This is a genomic window from Porphyromonas crevioricanis, from assembly GCF_900167225.1.
GTDB classification, from domain to species: Bacteria; Bacteroidota; Bacteroidia; order Bacteroidales; family Porphyromonadaceae; genus Porphyromonas; species Porphyromonas crevioricanis.
Genome location: NZ_FUXH01000005.1, coordinates 116,897 through 135,844, shown reverse-complemented (window position 1 = coordinate 135,844; position 18,948 = coordinate 116,897). Strand labels below are relative to the sequence as shown.

14 protein-coding genes and 3 tRNA genes are annotated in these 18,948 nt (G+C 45.5%); 14 read left to right on the top strand and 3 right to left on the bottom strand.

Going from position 1 to position 18,948, the window contains the following annotated elements:
• Window positions 1–956: 956 nt before the first annotated feature.
• The 3 genes from B5D48_RS04500 to B5D48_RS04490 all read right to left on the bottom strand — a co-directional run bounded on the left by B5D48_RS04500 (window position 957) and on the right by B5D48_RS04490 (window position 4,897).
• A complete protein-coding gene (locus B5D48_RS04500; protein ID WP_042120163.1) occupies window positions 957–3,677 on the bottom strand; it encodes an AAA domain-containing protein in 2,721 nt (906 codons plus the stop codon).
• 229 nt (window positions 3,678–3,906) lie between these two features.
• The gene (locus B5D48_RS04495) at window positions 3,907–4,602 is read right to left on the bottom strand and encodes a hypothetical protein (RefSeq protein WP_042120164.1); all 696 of its coding nucleotides are present in this window, start codon (window positions 4,600–4,602) and stop codon (window positions 3,907–3,909) included.
• Window positions 4,583–4,897 (bottom strand): hypothetical protein, encoded by a 315-nt coding sequence (locus B5D48_RS04490; protein WP_023936372.1) that lies wholly within the window; start codon window positions 4,895–4,897, stop codon window positions 4,583–4,585. The genes B5D48_RS04495 and B5D48_RS04490 overlap by 20 nt, the downstream gene beginning before the upstream one ends.
• 203 nt (window positions 4,898–5,100) lie before the next feature.
• Between B5D48_RS04490 and B5D48_RS04485 the strand changes: the two genes are divergently transcribed.
• From B5D48_RS04485 to rpoB, 14 genes are all read left to right on the top strand, one after another.
• Window positions 5,101–7,824 (top strand): DNA gyrase/topoisomerase IV subunit A, encoded by a 2,724-nt coding sequence (locus B5D48_RS04485; protein WP_023936376.1) that lies wholly within the window; start codon window positions 5,101–5,103, stop codon window positions 7,822–7,824.
• Window positions 7,821–8,693, top strand: coding sequence for a hypothetical protein (locus B5D48_RS04480; protein ID WP_023936377.1), 873 nt, complete (start codon window positions 7,821–7,823; stop codon window positions 8,691–8,693). The genes B5D48_RS04485 and B5D48_RS04480 overlap by 4 nt, the downstream gene beginning before the upstream one ends.
• 249 nt (window positions 8,694–8,942) lie before the next feature.
• Complete coding sequence (gene hpf / locus B5D48_RS04475) at window positions 8,943–10,196, top strand: ribosome hibernation-promoting factor, HPF/YfiA family (RefSeq protein WP_234985401.1); 1,254 nt, start codon at window positions 8,943–8,945, stop codon at window positions 10,194–10,196.
• Window positions 10,197–10,384: 188 nt separating this feature from the next.
• Window positions 10,385–10,467: transfer RNA gene (locus tag B5D48_RS04470), tRNA-Tyr, on the top strand.
• Window positions 10,468–10,504: 37 nt separating this feature from the next.
• A tRNA-Thr gene (locus B5D48_RS04465) sits at window positions 10,505–10,576 on the top strand.
• Between the two features lie 54 nt (window positions 10,577–10,630).
• The gene (tuf, locus tag B5D48_RS04460) at window positions 10,631–11,815 is read left to right on the top strand and encodes an elongation factor Tu (RefSeq protein WP_023936385.1); all 1,185 of its coding nucleotides are present in this window, start codon (window positions 10,631–10,633) and stop codon (window positions 11,813–11,815) included.
• A gap of 128 nt (window positions 11,816–11,943) precedes the next feature.
• Window positions 11,944–12,016, top strand: a tRNA-Trp gene (locus B5D48_RS04455).
• 19 nt (window positions 12,017–12,035) lie between these two features.
• On the top strand, window positions 12,036–12,239 hold the full coding sequence (secE, locus tag B5D48_RS04450; protein ID WP_023936387.1) for a preprotein translocase subunit SecE: 204 nt from the start codon (window positions 12,036–12,038) through the stop codon (window positions 12,237–12,239).
• Window positions 12,240–12,250: 11 nt separating this feature from the next.
• Window positions 12,251–12,790, top strand: a complete 540-nt coding sequence (gene nusG / locus B5D48_RS04445; RefSeq protein WP_023936389.1) for a transcription termination/antitermination protein NusG — start codon at window positions 12,251–12,253, stop codon at window positions 12,788–12,790.
• A 67-nt stretch (window positions 12,791–12,857) separates the two neighbouring features.
• On the top strand, window positions 12,858–13,301 hold the full coding sequence (rplK, locus tag B5D48_RS04440) for a 50S ribosomal protein L11 (RefSeq protein ID WP_023936391.1): 444 nt from the start codon (window positions 12,858–12,860) through the stop codon (window positions 13,299–13,301).
• A gap of 12 nt (window positions 13,302–13,313) precedes the next feature.
• Window positions 13,314–14,015, top strand: coding sequence for a 50S ribosomal protein L1 (gene rplA, locus B5D48_RS04435; RefSeq protein WP_023936392.1), 702 nt, complete (start codon window positions 13,314–13,316; stop codon window positions 14,013–14,015).
• Window positions 14,016–14,034: 19 nt separating this feature from the next.
• Entirely contained in the window at window positions 14,035–14,562 is a 528-nt protein-coding gene (gene rplJ / locus B5D48_RS04430) for a 50S ribosomal protein L10 (protein ID WP_023936393.1), read from the top strand.
• Between the two features lie 44 nt (window positions 14,563–14,606).
• The gene (gene rplL, locus B5D48_RS04425) at window positions 14,607–14,981 is read left to right on the top strand and encodes a 50S ribosomal protein L7/L12 (protein ID WP_023936394.1); all 375 of its coding nucleotides are present in this window, start codon (window positions 14,607–14,609) and stop codon (window positions 14,979–14,981) included.
• A gap of 112 nt (window positions 14,982–15,093) precedes the next feature.
• Window positions 15,094–18,906 (top strand): DNA-directed RNA polymerase subunit beta, encoded by a 3,813-nt coding sequence (rpoB, locus tag B5D48_RS04420; RefSeq protein ID WP_036888380.1) that lies wholly within the window; start codon window positions 15,094–15,096, stop codon window positions 18,904–18,906.
• The last annotated feature ends 42 nt before the right edge of the window (window positions 18,907–18,948 follow it).

Genomic DNA, 18,948 nt, shown 5'->3' with positions numbered 1-18,948 from the left:
ATTTACAAGCCATTTTATTCCTTGTCCCTTGCTTCCCCCCAAATTCTTCCCTCCTTTTATCCGAAGAATACCTCTTTCCTACATCTCCTTATTTTTCAAAGGTCTCGCAAATGTTATTCTTTTATATTTCAATGGGAGTTTATTCAAGCTTATATGCATAAATTTTGATATACTTCGCACTTTTCCATGTCAGTATAACAGAGGGCTGCTGTCCAATTCGTGCAACGCTCCCAATCCCCCCCATCCCGAATTGAGCAATAGTCTCTGATTGAGTTCTGTTTCTCAGATCTTTTGTTAGTGTGCTTTTCTGTTTATTCTTATGTTATTTTGTTTTTATATTCTTGCGAATTTTCTGCTTAAATCGAGGCCTTTTGAGTTGCGTTTTCTCACCTTTTTTGATGCAGAGCAGAGACGTTTTTTGCTGACACGGGAGAAAAAGAAAATTCTCTCCTGAGGAAAAAATTATTCTCTCCTGTGTTAGCAAAAATTCTCTCAGGAGAGAATCTGACCTTCTCAGAATACTGATGAATAGGCTATTCTGAAGGCCCGTTATAAAGCATATGAAGGGGTAGGGTTTTGCTCCTTCGGGGCAGCTTTTTTCTCTCTATTTCTCCCATTTTTTTTCACAGTCTGATTTTTACAAAATACGTCGTTTTTGACAAGGGCACAATAGCCTTTCTGAGAGGAGGGCTTGCTATGTCATTTCTCTCTTGGCTCCTTGACGTACTCTCTTCTTCTTTGGGAAAAGTCTGGCAGAGGTCTATTACAACCCATATTTGCAAATCATACAGCGGACATTGTCGTTGTAGCCTCAAAATGGGGCTAACTCCGACATTTTTAAGGAGATCATTGAAGCCACAGCTGTGAAATTAAGTAAAGAGTAGGGAATCAAGAATGATCCTGAATTGAGGCTGTCAGGATAAAGATTCTGATTGAAAGGCTCAGATGCTTCTATTCTAATCAATTGATAACTGTTTTTGCAAGAAAGATTTCATTGTCTTCACATTGACAGTATCTGTTGTACTAATCCGATAAAGACTAAGTCCAGCCTTTTTGACAATCTGATCTTTCAGCGCATCACGAGATTGTTGAGTTTCATTTTCTCTATGGTAATGCCAGCCATCTATCTCTATAATTTGAAGAGGGCGTTTGGTCAAGGAGTTATATATCAAAAAGTCAACGTGGGAATATTGACTTTCCACAAATGCTCTCTCCCTTTCATCTAATGTACCCTTACAAGAGATAAGTTTTGACAAAGGGTAATGGCACAATACCTCCACATTTGCCAATCCTAACTCCGCGATTGCATCTGCCAGGACGTTGTATGCAAGATTTTCCGAAAGATAGTCAGATACTTGTGAGCATGAAGATAGGTAGGCCAATCTTTCCTCTGTGTACTGTTTGTAGAGTAAATCGAATACGGAATATATATTGCTTTCTTTTACTTCGAAATTGTTGTACTGTATGTAATTGATGAGTTGTGCCAAGTTTGTCTCTTCCGGTATGTCATTACCACTTGTCACGATACATAGATGAGTTTTTGCACGTGATATTGCCACATTGAGTAAGTTGGCATCATCAGAAAAGTTGGTAGGGGCATTATCCACAGTACTAAGTATGATCGTATCACATTCTCTCCCTTGATATTTGTGTACTGTACTTGCTATATCTCTACCAACAGCTTTGTTTATTTCATCTGCTTGCAAGCGATATGGCGTGATGATGCCTATGCTGTCTGAATCAGTATACTTCGGCAATACTTCGTGGACTATTACATCAAGTTCTCGTTGATTGAAGTGCCCACGTGCATGATTTCCTTTGGGAGTTCTTACAACCTGTAAGACTTTCTGTGCCTCATATCCGGAAGTCATGGCTATCAGTTCGCCATTGTAAAAACGTTGGTTGCAGAACTCTATAATTTTGGGATGGCAACGATAATGTTCACGCAGCAATACAGTCGGGGCGTCGTTAAATACTTTTACACAAGACTGTAAGAAACTATGAGAGGCCGCATCGTATTTGTCATCTACCTTATATGTGCTCTGAATAGCATTTAATGCATGCAACTCTTCTCGGCTAACTACATTTGGAAGTTGTTTGTCATCACCTACAATTACGGCATTCATGGCACATGACAGAGCCAATGCTCCTGTCTTTATATCTATTTGTGAGGCCTCATCCATGATCACATAGTCGAATACCATATCCTTGCTAATGCAACTTTTGGCAGAATAGGTAGTACTTAGTACTATGGGATACTCTTTTAGGAATTCCTCTGTTTGGGGCTTAATTTCCCTGACAGAGAACAGTCGCCTTGTGCTTCCATTATATCTCTTTGATACTTTGGCTTTCAAGACTTGGAGAGAGGAAGATCGAAGGGTATTTATGTTACTCTTGATATCAATAGACTTAAGTATTGAGGCAATAGTGTCCAACTCCTGTTCAATTTCTGACTTACGCAGGAGATAATAAGTTGCCTCCAATTTTGTAATCACATCCGAGAAGTTCCTATTGAGGAATGAAAACATTCTTATCCCAAACACAAAAGAATACTTCAAACGAAACCAAAGGTTTGGCTTTTGTCCATTCTCTGCGATCATTCGGTAAAGGTTGATCAGTGTCATCAGTTTAGATGCACTTTTCCCCTCCAACCAGCTAATCTTGGATGAGCCATTTTGGAGTATGTTGTCGTGTTTCGCCTCCTTTATTAAAGCTTCATATTCAGCATTTAACTGAGCTTGGCGCAATTGATTGTCAAAACCTTGTGAAATAGTGCGAAGAGCATCCAAAACTTTCTCTTCAACAATAGAAGCGTTTTCTAAAGACCAGCCCTTCATCTCAGGATACCCCGACTGATTGGAGATGAAGTCTTCCTTGTTTTTCACACTCCCGAGCTTTGCAACGAGAAATCCAAGTTTAACATCATTGAGTTTCTCTGCCACATTCTCAACGGCTGAGTTGTTGCTGGAGACGACAAGTACATTCTTGCCTGCCATCAATAAATTGGCAACGATGTTCAATATCGTTTGTGTCTTCCCTGTTCCTGGAGGCCCTTGTATCACGCTCACTTGGTTCGTCAGAGCTGCTTCTACAGCAGACTTTTGACTTGCATTGCATCCAAAAGGATAGTATATGCGCTTAGGCTTATGATAAACTCTCAGCTTCGTCTTGTCGCCAAGATATTGAGCTAAAGGGACATTGTCTCGCTTGACATCGACCAAGTCATATTGTTTTGACAGAATACTGTCTTCATCGCTATTCATCAGGCCGGTTTCTTCTGCCAGCTTACGTAAATAACTCCAAGTTGATCCTCCGTTTTTATCTATAGGAGTGCGCGTGATATACACTTCATTTCCTTGGAAGTTTTCGTATCCCGCATTGGTGTAACCTACTCTATAAAAAATATGTGTGCCATCTGTGAACTGTAGTACCTCAGAGACATTAGAGATGCGTTTATTGTTGATATAGAGGCCTTTTTCGCCAAGGTCTATCGCTTTGGGATGAATGAGATAAAGCAACCTCGACTTATTGTAATTGAATAAATGAGGGGATGTGGAAAATCTTACAGACCAGAGTCCATTCTTATTTTCATTTATAGAGACCACCTGTTCTGTCACAAACATGCGTTGATCACCTCGCCTTTCTAAGTCTATTATCATGCATTGCCTTGCATCCATATTTACCGGCCTTTTCCTATTAGAAGGGGATACTACTTGCCTGATTTATTGAGTTTATTATTTCTGTAAGACATTCCTGGGATGCTTGAGCGTATCATAATTTGCTGATCCATTTTATCCTTCTAGGCTTTCCTTTTTCATCCTAAAAGGCAAATTTATAGAGGAGGGTGAGCCAAACTATCTATTTTGGCACAGCCTCCTCTCAAAGCCGGAGATATGGATATCGCCCTTATTGAATTGTCTTGAGAGACTGTCTGCCCAGCTGTATGATGCATATTCCCTCCGGTAGGCTAAGACAATGGTCCCCCGGCCCCAGTGCCTGAACTCTTAGCAGGGAGCCTTCTATACTATAGATGCGAATGACCTCTCTTTGGAGCAACGAGATGTAGAGGTTCTGCTTGTGGGCATACACACGTACAGGGAGAGCGATCTGTTTGCTGCTGGAGTCTCCTTGCGATACTATTTCCACTTCTCCCTTGGCCACATTCCCTTCCTTGTCGAAGACTGCATGTCTTTCTCTGTCGAAGTAAGCCCCTTCAGGTTTCGTGATGACGTAGTCTCCTTTGAGCTCCGCAATGTCTACAATTGCCCCGTGAAAACCTTTGGCTCGCAGCCTGGCTCCGTTTACTATATTTAGTGTCTCATTCCTTTTCCCATCGCCTCCAGAGATCCCCCAGCTATCCCCAACTGCACTTACTGTACATCCCTGGATTGTGAGCGTGGTATTTCCTTTGTTCAGGAGAATAGCACTCCCTTTGTCCGAGGAGATACTCAGGTTTCCCTCTCCTGTGATGTAGGTGGACTCTTCGAGCAGCATTGCACCTTTTTCTTTTGAGGATATGGAGTTCTCTCCTTTCAGGAGTATCGTAAGATTCGGTTTGTTTCTGTTGCAGAAAGAAGCATGACTATCTGTTGATTGTAGCATTGTGCAGAGTAAGGGTGTTCGTCCCGACATTGTAGCTCACTTCATCACCCTTTACACCTTCTATTCGGGTCAAGTCATGAGCATTCTCTGAGTTGATCTCTATTCCGTTGATAGAGAATAGGCTATGGCCATGTTGGGCGTTTGCCTGTATTTGTAATGCCCATGGAGAGAGCATAAAAGTGATGGATAAAAAGGAAAGGAGTCTTTTCATGGAAAGAGTTTTGCTTGATTGTTTCACTACTCTGTTTTTATTTGGGCCTCCGGACCTATTGTTGTGCTGAGAGATTTCTTTCATGTCTTTTTTATGTGTAAGGCTAGACGATGGGATCTCGTTGTGTTGCAAAAATATGTCTGTCTTTTGGGGTGAGCAAATTGCCGGCTTGCTCCCTCGTGCTTCCATTTTGTGTGTTATGTGGCTGCCAGCGGTTGTACTCTTCTTTGCAAACCGTATCTTTGTGCAATGCCTTTTTATCTCTTTTTAGTTCAGATAACCAAGTTATGACAGAGTACGATGAGGAGTTACCCGGGGAAATAGGGTCAGAACAAGCTGAAGCAGACACATTGGAGGCTGCAGATGCTAAGTCGGAGTATTTGCCTGAAACAATAGCCTCCGTAATGAAAAATTTGGGTGGTATGTATAGGAGCTGGTTCTTAGACTATGCTTCTTACGTGATCCTTGAGCGCGCCGTACCACATATAGAGGATGGCCTGAAACCAGTACAGAGGCGAGTGCTCTATGCCATGCACGTGTTAGGCCCCGAGCGGATGACCAAAGTAGCCAAGATTGTGGGGGCGACTATGGCCTATCATCCACATGGTGATGCTTCGATCAACGATGCTTTGGTGCAGTTGGGGCAAAAGGGCTATCTGATTGATATGCAGGGTAACTGGGGGAATATCTTCACTGGAGACAGTGCTGCGGCTGGTCGTTATATAGAGGCGAGACTATCCCTTTTTGCTCAGGAAGTCCTATTTGATGATAAAATCACCGATTGGAAACGAACTTACGATGGTTCTGCCGATGAGCCAGTGGCTTTGCCGGTCAAATTCCCTCTCCTTTTGTTGCAGGGAGCCGAAGGGATTGCAGTGGGCTTATCGTCTAAAATCCTTCCGCATAATTTCTGTGAGATTATAGAGGCAGCCTGTCACTATCTCCGTGGTGAAGACTTTGAGCTTTATCCCGATTTTCCCACCGGAGGGTTAGTCGATGTCTCCGGCTATGCCGATGGCAGACGCGGAGGGCGTGTCAAGAGCCGAGCTCGAATTGGTAAAATAGACAATAGAACCCTCTCTATTAGTGAGTTGCCGGCCGGTAAGACGACATCTTCCCTGATCGATTCTATACTGAAAGCCAACGAACGAGGAAAAATAAAGATCAAACAAGTGGTTGATATGACTGCCTCGGAGGTTGATATCCGAGTTTACCTGCCTGCTGGGGTTTCCGGGGATAAGACCATCGATGCTCTTTATGCTTTCACCGATTGTGAGGTTAATCTCTGGCCCAATGCTTGTGTGATACGAGATGAGCGGCCGGAATTCCTTTCTGTGGGTGAGCTGTTGCGGATGAGTGTGGATCGTACCCGAGAGCTGCTTCGCATGGAGTTGCAGCATCGGCTCAATGAGCATGAACAGCAATATATGGCTGCATCTCTGGAGCGGATCTTTATAGAGGAAAGAATTTATAAAGATCAGGCCTTTGAAGAAGCCCCCGATGAGCCCAGCGTATTGGTACATATAGACCGACGTTTGGAGCCCTGGAAAGAGAATCTTTTGCGTCCAGTGACAGAGGAGGATCTCAAGCGACTGCTCGAAATCAGAATGGCTCGGATCCTTCGCTTCAACATCCCCAAACACGAAGCGATGATGCTGGAGTTGGAGAGAAAGATAGATGAGCTAAAGAAAAACATCGCCGGGATTGTGGCCTACACGATACGCTGGTATGAACATTTGGCCGAACAATATGGAGAAGCGTACCCACGTCGTTCTCAATTGGTGAGTTGGACACAAATAGAGGCAACCAAAGTGGTAGCTCTGGACCAGAAACTTTATATCAATAGAGAAGAGAACTTCATCGGTACAGCCCTTAAGGAGAGTGAGTTTGTGTGCAACTGCTCGGATCTGGACGAGTTTATCATTTTCTTCCGTGATGGACGTTATATGGTTTCCAAAGTAGAGGAGAAGAAATTTGTCGGCAGGGGAGAGGTGATCCATATCGATCGTTTTGAGCGAAGTCGCGAACGCACTGTTTACAATGTGATTTATCGTGATGGCAAGAAGAGCCCGTTCTATATCAAACGATTCAACATCACCTCTTATGTGAGGGATCGTGAATATGACCTGACTCAGGGGAAAGCAGGCTCCAAGGTGGTTTACTTTTCGGTCAACCGTAACGCTGAGGCCGAAACGGTGAAGATCATACTCAAGCCACGCCCCCGACAGAGGATCCTTGTTTTTGAGAAGGATTTCAGTGACATCCTCATCAAAGCGCGTACCGCTCGAGGGAATTTGCTTACTCGAGCTGAAGTGCACAAGATTAGCCTTAAAGAGAAAGGAGCTTCAACGCTTGGCGCACGGCAGATTTGGTTCGATAGAGATGTGATGCGTCTCAACTACGATGGCCAAGGAGAACTGATCGGTAGCTTTAAGCCGGAAGACAAGATGCTCGTAATTCTTTCCCCCGGGGAGTGTTATCTGACTGATTGTAGCGACACAAATCATTATGAATCTAATGTCTCACGGATAGAGATCTATCACCCCGACAAGGTGTGGACAGCTGTTTACTACAATGCCGAACAGGGATTTGTCTACCTTAAGCGTTTTGTCATGGAGGGGGATCAGAGGATGCGTATTCAGGGCGATGATGAATCAAGTCGATTATTATTGCTCACCGATACGCCCTATCCCTATCTGGAGGCTCGTTTTGCGGGAGCCGACATTGACCGCCCACCTTTGAGGATAGAGGCAGAGAGCTTTGTTGGAATAAAGAGTATCAAAGCAAAAGGGAAGCGTGTCTCTACTTATGAGATTGACAAGGTAGAGGAGCTGGAACCTCTGCGACAGCCGGAAGAGACATCGTTGCCACAAGATTCTGTTTCAAGTGATACAGAAAACACTGAAGAAGACGAGGATTCCATTACTGACATGGAGTGGAGAGACCGGATCTTAGGAGTTCCCCGATTGGATTTTTCAGAAGAAACTTTGACTGAAGAAGAGGATAAATGAGTTTGCTCCATTGGATGTTTAGTCGTGTTCGGCTTGTCCGGATCATTCCTTTTTGGCTTATCTGCTTTGTCGGCATGTCGGCACAGCAGGTGCATACGAGTCGCACAGTCAATACATTGAATGTCGGAGGGCTCTACCTCAAAGATACCTATTTGTCCCCATTGCGCTACGGAGGACTAACTTCTGGGTATGGATACAAACGCTACACAGGGCTAAAGGCAGATAAGTCTCTTTTGCTCCATTACTATGGGCAGATAGAAGCCGATTGGGCAGATAATCCAGTTGGTAATGCTTCTTTTTGGGGGGTAGACGGAAGATTGGGGATAACTCCTCTTTGGCTAATCAAGCTTCCCACTCCGATTGCTTGTTATTTGGGGCCAGGGTTCGATTGTGGGTTGGGAGGGATTTTTAGTACTCGCAATGGAAACAATCCCGCTACTCTTAAACTGCATGGAGATTTGCAAGCTGCCTTATTACTCACCTACCGACTGCCTCTTGATCGCTTCCCTGCCCTTGTCTCTTTTTCCTGGCATCAGTCCTTTTTAGGAACAGCTTTCGGGGTGGATTACGGAGAAAGTTATTATGAACATTTCTTGCCTGAGAAAATTAGCCGAGGGGTGAAGGAAGGGATGCATTTGACTCATCCCGGTATTACTCAGCGGATAAGAACGGATTTGTCTTTAGACCTTCCGTTGCCACGCTACTTTACTTTTAGGGTGGCCTATAGGATGTCTTTTGATGACACGACTTTGGGGCGGATTCGCTCCTCTCGATGGGTCAATGTGTTGGAATTGGGATTGGTGCGAGAGATTTGGTCCATAGCAGGCCGGGATGCCGAGCGAGGAAGGCTCTCCCATACGGTCTTTTAGTCGGGGAGATATCTCGGTGCGATGGAAATACCTTTTGCGCTATGTATCTTTGTCTCGGGCCGGGGCGATCTCCTTTTCTTTGATTGTGAGCGAAACGGTTGTCAAGTAAAAGTTGAGGTTGCCTCGGTTTCTTTGAATTGTTTTTAAGAGCAGATCTGTTTTTCTTCTCTTCTATTTTTTTTCCTCATAAAGGCCGACCTTATTCCTATTATTATCCTCCCCCCCCCATCCAGATACGACAACTTGAATGTGAAAAGATTGTACATGGAACGTTTTTCTACTTCGGATATTTCGCAGACTGATGATGATTTGCCTCTCTTTGGAGAGATAGAGGGCTATGTGCGCTATTTGAAATATGAGCGCAATATGTCTCCCTATACACTGTCTGCATACTTGTCCGATTTGCGAGACTACCAGCTTTTCCTTGTCGAGATAGGGGAGGGGGCAGATTTTAGCCCCTCCGGTTTGGATAGAGATCGTGTTCGCAAATGGCTTTCGCAGGAGATGGGCAGAGGGTTGGCTCCGAGGTCAGTCCGTCGAAAGCTGTCCTCGCTCAAATCTTTCTATTTATATCTGCAAAAGAATGGTCGGATCGAAAACAATCCGGTTCGTTATCTCCGAGGTCCCAAAGTGGAGAAGCCTCTCCCGGCATTTATCCCAGATCAGGAAATGGATGAATTGTTGGGTATGCCCTATGATGACACCGATTTTGAACAAATGAGAGATCATTTGTTGCTTGAGATGCTCTATCAGACAGGCATACGACGCTCTGAATGTGCCGCTCTCAAAGACACAGATGTGGATATTCAATCTCGAAAGATCAAAGTCTTGGGTAAGCGCAACAAAGAGCGTATTATTCCCTTTGGGATAGGTTTGGCTGAGCTGATTGGCAAGTGGCGGGTTTTGAGAGATGAAAAGATTGTAAGACCTGATTCTTTTTTTGTATCTTTGAGTGGCAGCCCACTCGAGGTGAAGGATGTGTATCATATCGTACACCGGGTGCTCATCCACTTCCCTCATTTGGCTCGTAGAGGTCCGCATGTGTTGCGTCATTCTTTCGCCACAGCGATGCTCAATGAGGGGGCCGATTTGCTGGCAGTGAAAGAGTTGCTCGGTCATCAGAGTCTCAGTACTACGGTGGGGTATACGCATAGCACTTTCGGGCAGCTGAAACAGATGTACAACGCTCATCCGAGAGCAAAAAAACAAGATGTTATGAACGTGAGAATTCAGGCTTTACATTTTGATGCCACAGATCAGCTAAAGCAGTTTATAGAGAAGAAACTTTCTAAGTTGGAGCGTTTCGTGGAGGATGCGATGGTGGCAGAGGTTGTCCTGAAGGTTGTTAAACCCGAGACAGTTGAGAATAAGCATGCTTCCATTCAGATACCGGTCCGAGGTGCCGAATTGTTTGCTCAGAAGTCGTCCGATACATTTGAGGCTGCCATAGATGAGTGTATCGATGCTCTTAAGAAACAGATTGAGCGTCTCAAGGACAGATAAAAACAAAGAGCCGGAGGGTGAATTTCCTACTTTTTTTCTCCGGCTTTGTTTCTCTCTCAGAGAGGTGGGGGCGTGCGAGTTTCGGTACTTTTTCTTCTCAGAATATTTGGAGGTAATGGAAAACTTGCTAAATTTGCAGCCGATAATCGTTCCGGTTGAGATTTGCACCGGGGGTACTTATCCCGGAAGGGCAGTTACCAGAGTGGCCAAATGGGGCTGACTGTAACTCAGCTGGCTTACGCCTTCGGTGGTTCGAATCCATCACTGCCCACCGCAGTCCGATGTTAGTCGGAGAACCGAAAGAATTCGCCAATGTAGCTCAGTGGTAGAGCACTTCCTTGGTAAGGAAGAGGTCCCGGGTTCAAATCCCGGCATCGGCTCGGATTTGTGGTTAGCGTAATAGAACAACTTAATCAGAAACAGAATAATAGGTTATGGCAAAAGAACATTTCAACAGATCGAAACCACACGTAAATATTGGTACGATCGGTCACGTCGACCACGGTAAGACAACTCTTACGGCTGCTATCACTACGGTGTTGGCCAAGAATGGTTTGTCTGAACTCCGTTCATTCGACTCTATCGACAATGCTCCCGAGGAAAAGGAAAGAGGTATTACTATCAATACTTCGCACGTAGAGTATGAGACGGCTAACCGTCACTACGCTCACGTAGACTGTCCGGGTCACGCTGACTATGTGAAGAATATGGTAACGGGTGCGGCTCAGATGGACGGTGCTATCATCGTAGTAGCTGCTACTGATGGTCCTATGCCTCAGACTCGTGAGCACATCCTCTTGGCTCGTCAGGTAAATGTGCCGAGACTTGTTGTGTTTATGAACAAGTGTGACATGGTAGACGATGAGGAAATGCTTGAGCTTGTTGAAATGGACATGAGAGAGCTCCTCTCTTTCTATAATTTTGATGGCGACAATACTCCTATCATCCGTGGTTCTGCTTTGGGTGCTCTGAATGGGGACGCTAAGTGGGAAGAGAAGATTATGGAGCTTATGGCTGCCGTGGATGAGTGGGTGCCCCTGCCTGAGCGTGAGAAAGACAAGCCTTTCTTGATGCCAGTTGAAGACGTGTTCTCTATCACAGGTCGTGGTACAGTGGCTACTGGTCGTATCGAAACTGGTATTGTAAAGACTGGCGATGAAGTGCAGATTATCGGTCTTGGTGCTGAGGGTATGAAGTCTGTTGTTACGGGTGTGGAAATGTTCCGCAAGATCCTTGATGAGGGTGAAGCTGGTGACAACGTAGGTCTTTTGCTTCGCGGTATCGAAAAAGACGAAATCAAGCGTGGTATGGTGATCACTCACCCGGGTACTATCACTCCGCATAAGAACTTCAAGGCTGAGGTTTATATTCTGAAGAAAGAAGAAGGCGGTCGTCATACTCCGTTCCATAATAAGTATCGCCCGCAATTCTACATCCGTACCCTTGACGTAACTGGTGAGATCTCTCTCCCAGAAGGTGTAGAGATGGTAATGCCTGGCGACAATGTAACCATCAATGTAGAGTTGATCTACCCGGTTGCTTGTAACGTAGGTCTCCGCTTCGCTATCCGTGAAGGTGGACGTACAGTAGGTGCTGGTCAGATTACAGCTCTTGACTAATAATTGGAGGGTGAAAGTCGGTCTTCAGATCGAGGGCCGACTTTCTGACCTTTCGAGTGAAGGATATAGAAGGAGGGTGTAGCTCCAGTGGTTCTGCACCCTCTCTTTGTCTGACTTCCTTCCCTGTTACGGGTTTAGCTCAGTTGGTAGAGCACTGGTCTCCAAAACCAGGTGTCGGGAGTTCGAGTCTCTCAACCCGTGCAATAAAACGATTGATACGATGAGTGTATTCAATAAAATAGGGGCTTATGTCAAGGGTTCCTATGGCGAGCTTGTACACAAGGTCTCTTGGCCTACAAGGGCTGAGCTGACCAATAGTGCAGTTGTGGTAATGGTAGCTTCCATCATTATCGCTCTTTTTATCTTTCTCGTTGACACGGTGTTTAATGAGTTGATGGATCAGGTTTATAAACTTGTCATCTGATCATTGGTGCTATGTCGGACGAAAAGAAGTTTTACGTACTTCGGGCCATCAGTGGCAAGGAGAATCAGGTGAAGCAGTACATCGAAGCAGAGAAGCGCAACTCCTCTCTCGGTGAACATGTGGATCGCGTGATTATTCCTACAGAGAAGGTGATGACACAGCGTGCCGGCAAGAAGGTGCTTGTAGAGCGCCCCTTGCTCTCCGGCTATATATTGGTAGAAGCCAATTTAGTGGGAGAAGTGGCGCATACGTTGCGTACCATACCCAATGTGATCGATTTTCTCGGTGATGGGAGAAATCCTGTCCCATTGAGAGAGTCGGAAGTTAATCAGATGCTGGGGAAAGCCGATCAACTTGATGATTCGGATGTCTCTTACGATGTTGATTTCGTTGTAGGAGAAACAGTGAAGGTTATTTCCGGAGCTTTTGGTGGCTTTACTGCTTCCGTCGAAGACGTAAATGCGGATAAGAAACGGCTCAAGGTGATGGTGAAGATTTTCGGTCGAAAAACTCCACTGGAGCTGGATTATTCTCAAGTAGAGAAAGAATAGCGGTTGAGATTACTGCGCCTTTCTCATCGAACACAGTGCAACGTGTTTCACATTTAATTCAAGAACAATGGCTAAAGAAGTTGCTGGACAAATCAAATTGCAAATAAAAGGAGGAGCTGCAAACCCTTCTCCGCCTGTAGGCCCTGCATTGGGTGCCAAGGGTATCAATATAATGGAGTTTTGCAAGCAATTCAATGCCAGGACTCAGGACAAGGCTGGTAAGGTGTTACCTGTGGTAATTACCTACTATGCCGATAAGTCTTTCGATTTCATTGTAAAAACCCCTCCTGTGGCTGTACAACTCTTGGAGATGACCAAGAAAAAGTCTGGTTCGGCTCAGCCTAACCGCAGCAAGGTGGCTCAGATCACATGGGATCAGGTTAGAGCAATAGCGGAAGACAAGATTGTCGACCTGAACTGTTTCACCGTGGAGTCTGCCATGAAGATGGTAGCCGGTACGGCTCGCAGTATGGGTATTGCTGTAAAGGGTCCTTTCCCCGAAAATATCTAAATCTGAATTGAAATGGCAAAACTGACAAAAAATCAGAAGCTAGCTCTCAGTAAGGTAGAACTGGGGAAAGCATATACGTTGGCGGATGCCTCTGCCTTGGTTAAGGAGATTACCTCTACCAAGTTCGATGCTTCCGTGGACATTGATGTGCGTCTGGGCGTAGACCCTCGAAAGGCAAACCAGATGGTTCGTGGGGTTGTTACTTTACCTCATGGTACTGGTAAGCAAGTCCGAGTATTGGCTTTGTGTACCCCCGACAAGGAAGAAGAGGCTAAAGCAGCCGGGGCTGACTATGTCGGACTGGATGAGTATATAAATAAGATCAAAGGAGGCTGGACGGACATAGATGTGATTATCACTATGCCGGCTATCATGGGTAAGATCGGAGCTTTGGGTAGAGTATTGGGCCCGAGAGGTTTGATGCCTAATCCCAAGAGTGGCACCGTGACAAATGAGGTTGGCGCTGCCGTCCGCGAGGTGAAAGCCGGTAAGATAGACTTCAAGGTCGATAAGGCCGGGATTGTCCATTCTTCGATTGGTAAGATTTCCTTCGGAGCGGATCAGATTTGTGAGAATGCTCGTGAATTTGTAGCTACGCTCAACAAACTGAAGCCTTCCGCAGCCAAGGGGACTTACATCAAGAGTATCTTCCTCTCCAGCACTATGAGTCTTGGTATCAAGGTAGATCCTAGATCTGTAGATGATGGTCAATAACTAAAGAGTACTACGTGTTATGAAAAAGGAAGATAAGAGTATAGTAATAGAGAAGCTGGGACAGCTATTGGCCGAATATCCACACTTCTATCTGGTGGATATTGAGGGACTCAATGCCGAAGCCACTATGAGTTTGCGTCGCTCTTGTTTCAAGGGGGAGGTGAAACTGATGATGGTGAAGAACACGCTGCTTCGCGCTGCTCTGCACAATAAGGGTGAGGAGTTTGAACAGTTCGATCCCATCCTCAAGGGAAGTTCTGCTTTGATGCTTTGCCATACAGCAAATGCTGCAGCTCGTATCATCAAAGATTTGACTTCGGATCCCAAGAAGAAGCAGACAAAGCCAGCTCTCAAGGGAGCTTATGCACAGGAAGGCTTCTATATTGGAGCTGAGCATCTGGATACTTTGGTTTCCATCAAGAGTCGCGAAGAACTACTTGCAGAGGTTATTTCTCTTCTGGAATCTCCTATCAAGAATGTTGTTTCTTCACTTCAATCAGCCGGATCTACCATCCATGGTGTATTGAAGACTCTAGAAGAAAGATGAATTCAACAAAACAACGAATAAAAACTTATTAATATCATACTAAAATGGCAGATATCAAAGCTATTGCTGAACAACTGGTAAACCTCACAGTGAAAGAAGTTAGCGAACTCGCTACCGTCCTCAAAGAAGAATACGGCATTGAGCCCGCAGCTGCTGCTGTTGCTGTCGCTGCTCCTGGTGCTGGTGCTGCTGCTGCCGAGGAAGAAAAGACATCTTTCGATGTAGTACTCAAGAGCCCCGGTGGTGCTAAACTTCAGGTTGTAAAGGCTGTGAAAGAACACTGTGGTCTTGGTCTTAAAGAAGCTAAAGACTTGGTAGACGCAGCTCCTTCCAACGTTAAGGAAGGTGTAGACAAGGCTACAGCTGAGGCTCTCAAGAAAGCTCTCGAAGAAGCCGGCGCAGAAGTTGAGCTTAAGTAAAAGCTCCTTTTGGGCCTGAATATCAGGCTTCCACGGTTAAGAACCCCTCTTTGGGGTTCTTAACCCTTTCGTGTCTAATAACCTTGTATTATTATTTAGTCCCGTACCATAGATGGCGTCCATGCAAAAGAATAAGAGAATAAACTTCGCCTCAATTAAGAATCCGCTGCCTTTCCCGGACTTCCTTGAGATACAACTCAAGTCGTTTAGGGATTTTTTGCAGTTGGATACCCCTCCGGAGCGAAGAAAGAAAGAAGGTCTGTATAAGGTATTTGCAGAGAATTTCCCGATCACTGATACTCGAAACAACTTTGTCCTTGAGTTTTTGGACTACTACATAGATCCTCCGAAATATTCTATCGAAGAGTGTCTCAGTCGTGGACTCACCTACAGTGTCCCCCTCAAGGCTAAACTGAAACTTTATTGTACGGACCCTGATCATGAGGATTTCTCGACTGTAATCCAGGATGTTTTCCTTGGCCCTATTCCTTACATGACCGAGTCGGGAACTTTTGTCATCAATGGAGCTGAGCGCGTTGTGGTGTCTCAATTGCACCGCTCTCCCGGTGTGTTCTTCGGGACCAGCGTTCATACCAACGGAACTAAGCTTTATTCTGCTCGTATTATTCCTTTCAAAGGCTCTTGGATCGAATTTGCCACAGACATCAATAATGTCATGTATGCCTACATCGACAGAAAGAAGAAATTGCCTGTGACGACATTGTTGCGTGCTATTGGATACGAATCGGACAAAGACATATTGGAGCTATTTGGTCTTGCAGATGAGATAAAGGTAAACAAGACCAGCCTGAAGAAGAACATCGGTCGTAAGGTAGCCGCTCGTGTAACCAAAACTTATGTGGACGACTTCAGTGACGAGGATACGGGAGAGGTTGTTTCCATGGAGCGAGTTTCGATCGTGGTTGAGAGAGAGGTCGAACTTACAGAAGAGAACATTCAGGACATTTTGGATTCTGGAGCGCAGACCATTGTCTTGCACAAGGATGATCCGGACAATCTTGTAGACTATTCGGTTATTTACAATACTCTGCAGAAAGACCCCTGTAATTCAGAGAACGAAGCCTTGTCTTACATATACAAGCAGCTTCGTAATTCGGATCCTGCAGATGAGGCAAGTGCAAGAGATGTTATTACGAGTTTGTTCTTCTCCGAAAAACGCTACGACTTAGGCGACGTAGGTCGATACAGGATAAATAAGAAGTTCAACCTGAATATTGACCCGGAGATAAGAGTACTCACGAAGGAGGATATTCGTGAGATTATCAAGTATCTGATCGAATTAGTAAACTCAAAGGCTTCGGTGGATGACATCGACCACTTGTCTAACCGTCGAGTTCGGACAGTGGGAGAGCAACTTTATAATCAGTTTGGTGTAGGTCTGGCACGTATGGCTCGCACAGTACGAGATAGAATGAATGTTCGTGACAACGAAGTATTCTCTCCCGTAGATTTGGTCAATGCCAAAACCATATCGTCTGTTGTTAACTCTTTCTTTGGGACGAATGCTCTTTCCCAATTCATGGATCAGACCAACCCTCTGGCCGAAATAACCCATAAGCGTCGACTTTCAGCTTTGGGGCCGGGCGGACTTAGCCGAGAGAGAGCTGGATTTGAGGTTCGTGACGTTCACTATACGCACTATGGACGTTTGTGTCCTATCGAGACACCAGAAGGACCCAACATTGGTTTGATTTCTTCGCTTTGCGTGTATGCCAAGATTAATGAATTGGGATTTATCTCGACACCTTATCGTACAGTAAAGAACGGTAAGGTGGATTTCTCTAAGTCAGGCCTTGGCTATTATACTGCAGAGGAAGAGGAAGAGAAGACAGTGGCTCAAGGGAATGCTCCGTTGAATGAAGAAGGATGCTTTGTTCGCGACCAAGTTAAGTCTCGTTATGGATCGGACTTCCCTGTGGTTGCCCCCGAAGAAGTCGATCTGATGGACGTGGCCCCTACCCAGATTGCCTCTATTGCAGCTTCTCTTATTCCTTTCTTGGAGCATGATGATGCCAACCGAGCTTTGATGGGATCGAACATGATGCGTCAGGCTGTGCCACTTCTTCGTCCGGAAGCTCCTATTGTTGGTACTGGGATCGAGGCTCAGCTTGTACAAGACTCTCGTACACAGGTAGTAGCAGAGAGAAATGGCGAGGTCGTTTTCGTTGATGCTTCTTGTATCAAGATTAAATACGACAGAACAGAGGAAGAGGACTTCATCAGCTTTGACGATGCTGTTGTGACCTATTCTCTCCCCAAATATCGTAAGACGAACCAAAGCACAACAATAGACCTTCGCCCGACTTGTCGTAAAGGAGACCGTGTAAAACCCGGCCAGATCCTTACCGAAGGTTACTCTACACAGGGAGGAGAGTTAGCTCTCGGACGCAACGTGCAGGTGGCTTATATGCCATGGAAGGGCTATAACTATGAGGATGCTATTGTGCTGAATGAGCGCATGGTAAGGGAGGACTTCTTTACTTCTGTGCATGTAGATGAGTATACCCTCGAAGTGCGTGAGACAAAGCGTGGCTTTGAGGAGCTGACTAGCGATATTCCCAATGTAAGTGAAGAGGCGACAAAGGATCTCGATGCTAATGGTATTGTGCGTATCGGAGCTCGGATTAAGCCGGGAGACATTCTCATTGGTAAGATCACTCCTAAGGGCGAATCCGATCCGACTCCAGAAGAAAAGTTGCTTAGAGCAATCTTCGGAGAGAAAGCCGGAGATGTGAAAGATGCCTCTCTCAAAGCGACTCCTTCACTTTCGGGTGTTGTCATCGATACCAAACTCTTCTCCAAAGTCGTAAAGAAGAAGCCCAGAAGCCAAGAGAAAAATATAAAGGAAGAGCTCGATAAGATCTACGAAAAGCGTCAGCACGACTTACGTCAGCAGTTGATTGAGAAGTTGGTTGTCCTGACCAAGGGCAAGACGTCTGCCGGGGTGCAAGACTACTTGAAGGTAGATATTATCAAGCCGGGTGCCCGTTTTGCTAGAAAAGATCTTGAGGCAATAGATTTCAATCAGGTGCAGCTTTCCGGTTGGACGAATGACGAGCATACCAATGACTTGATAAATGCCGTTGCTGTCAATTATATCCGCAAGTCTAAAGAGATAGAGGCGGAACTGAGACGTCGCAAGATAGACGAGACAATAGGAGATGAACTCCCCATTGGAATTGTACAAATGGCCAAGGTGTATATTGCCAAGAAGCGTAAGATACAGGTAGGGGATAAGATGGCCGGACGTCACGGAAACAAGGGTATCGTATCGAAGATTGTACGTCAGGAAGATATGCCCTTCATGGAAGATGGGACACCGGTAGATATCTGTCTGAATCCGTTGGGTGTACCTTCGCGTATGAACCTCGGACAGATATTTGAAGCCGTTTTGGCTTGGGCCGGGCGTCGTCTCGATGTTAAGTTTGCCACTCCGATCTTTGATGGAGCTTCCCTGGAGGATATGAACGAGTGGACAGACAGGGCCGGTTTGCCTCGCAATGGTAAGACTTATCTCTACGATGGAGGGACAGGTGAGCGTTTTGATCAACCGGCTACTGTCGGGGTTACCTACTTCTTGAAGCTCGGGCACATGGTTGATGATAAGATGCATGCACGCTCGATTGGTCCATACTCTCTTATCACTCAACAACCTTTGGGCGGTAAGGCTCAGTTTGGGGGACAACGTTTCGGAGAAATGGAAGTTTGGGCCCTTGAAGCTTTTGGTGCTTCTCATATTTTGCAAGAGATCCTCACCATTAAGTCTGATGATGTGGCCGGTCGTTCCAAGGCTTATGAAGCAATTGTCAAGGGAGACTCAATGCCCACTCCCGGTATACCGGAGTCGCTCAATGTCCTTTTGCATGAGCTCCGTGGGTTGGGCTTGAGTTTCAGATTGGATTGATGCCTTTTTGCCGATTCTCCGGGAATAGGATTCTCCTCTCTG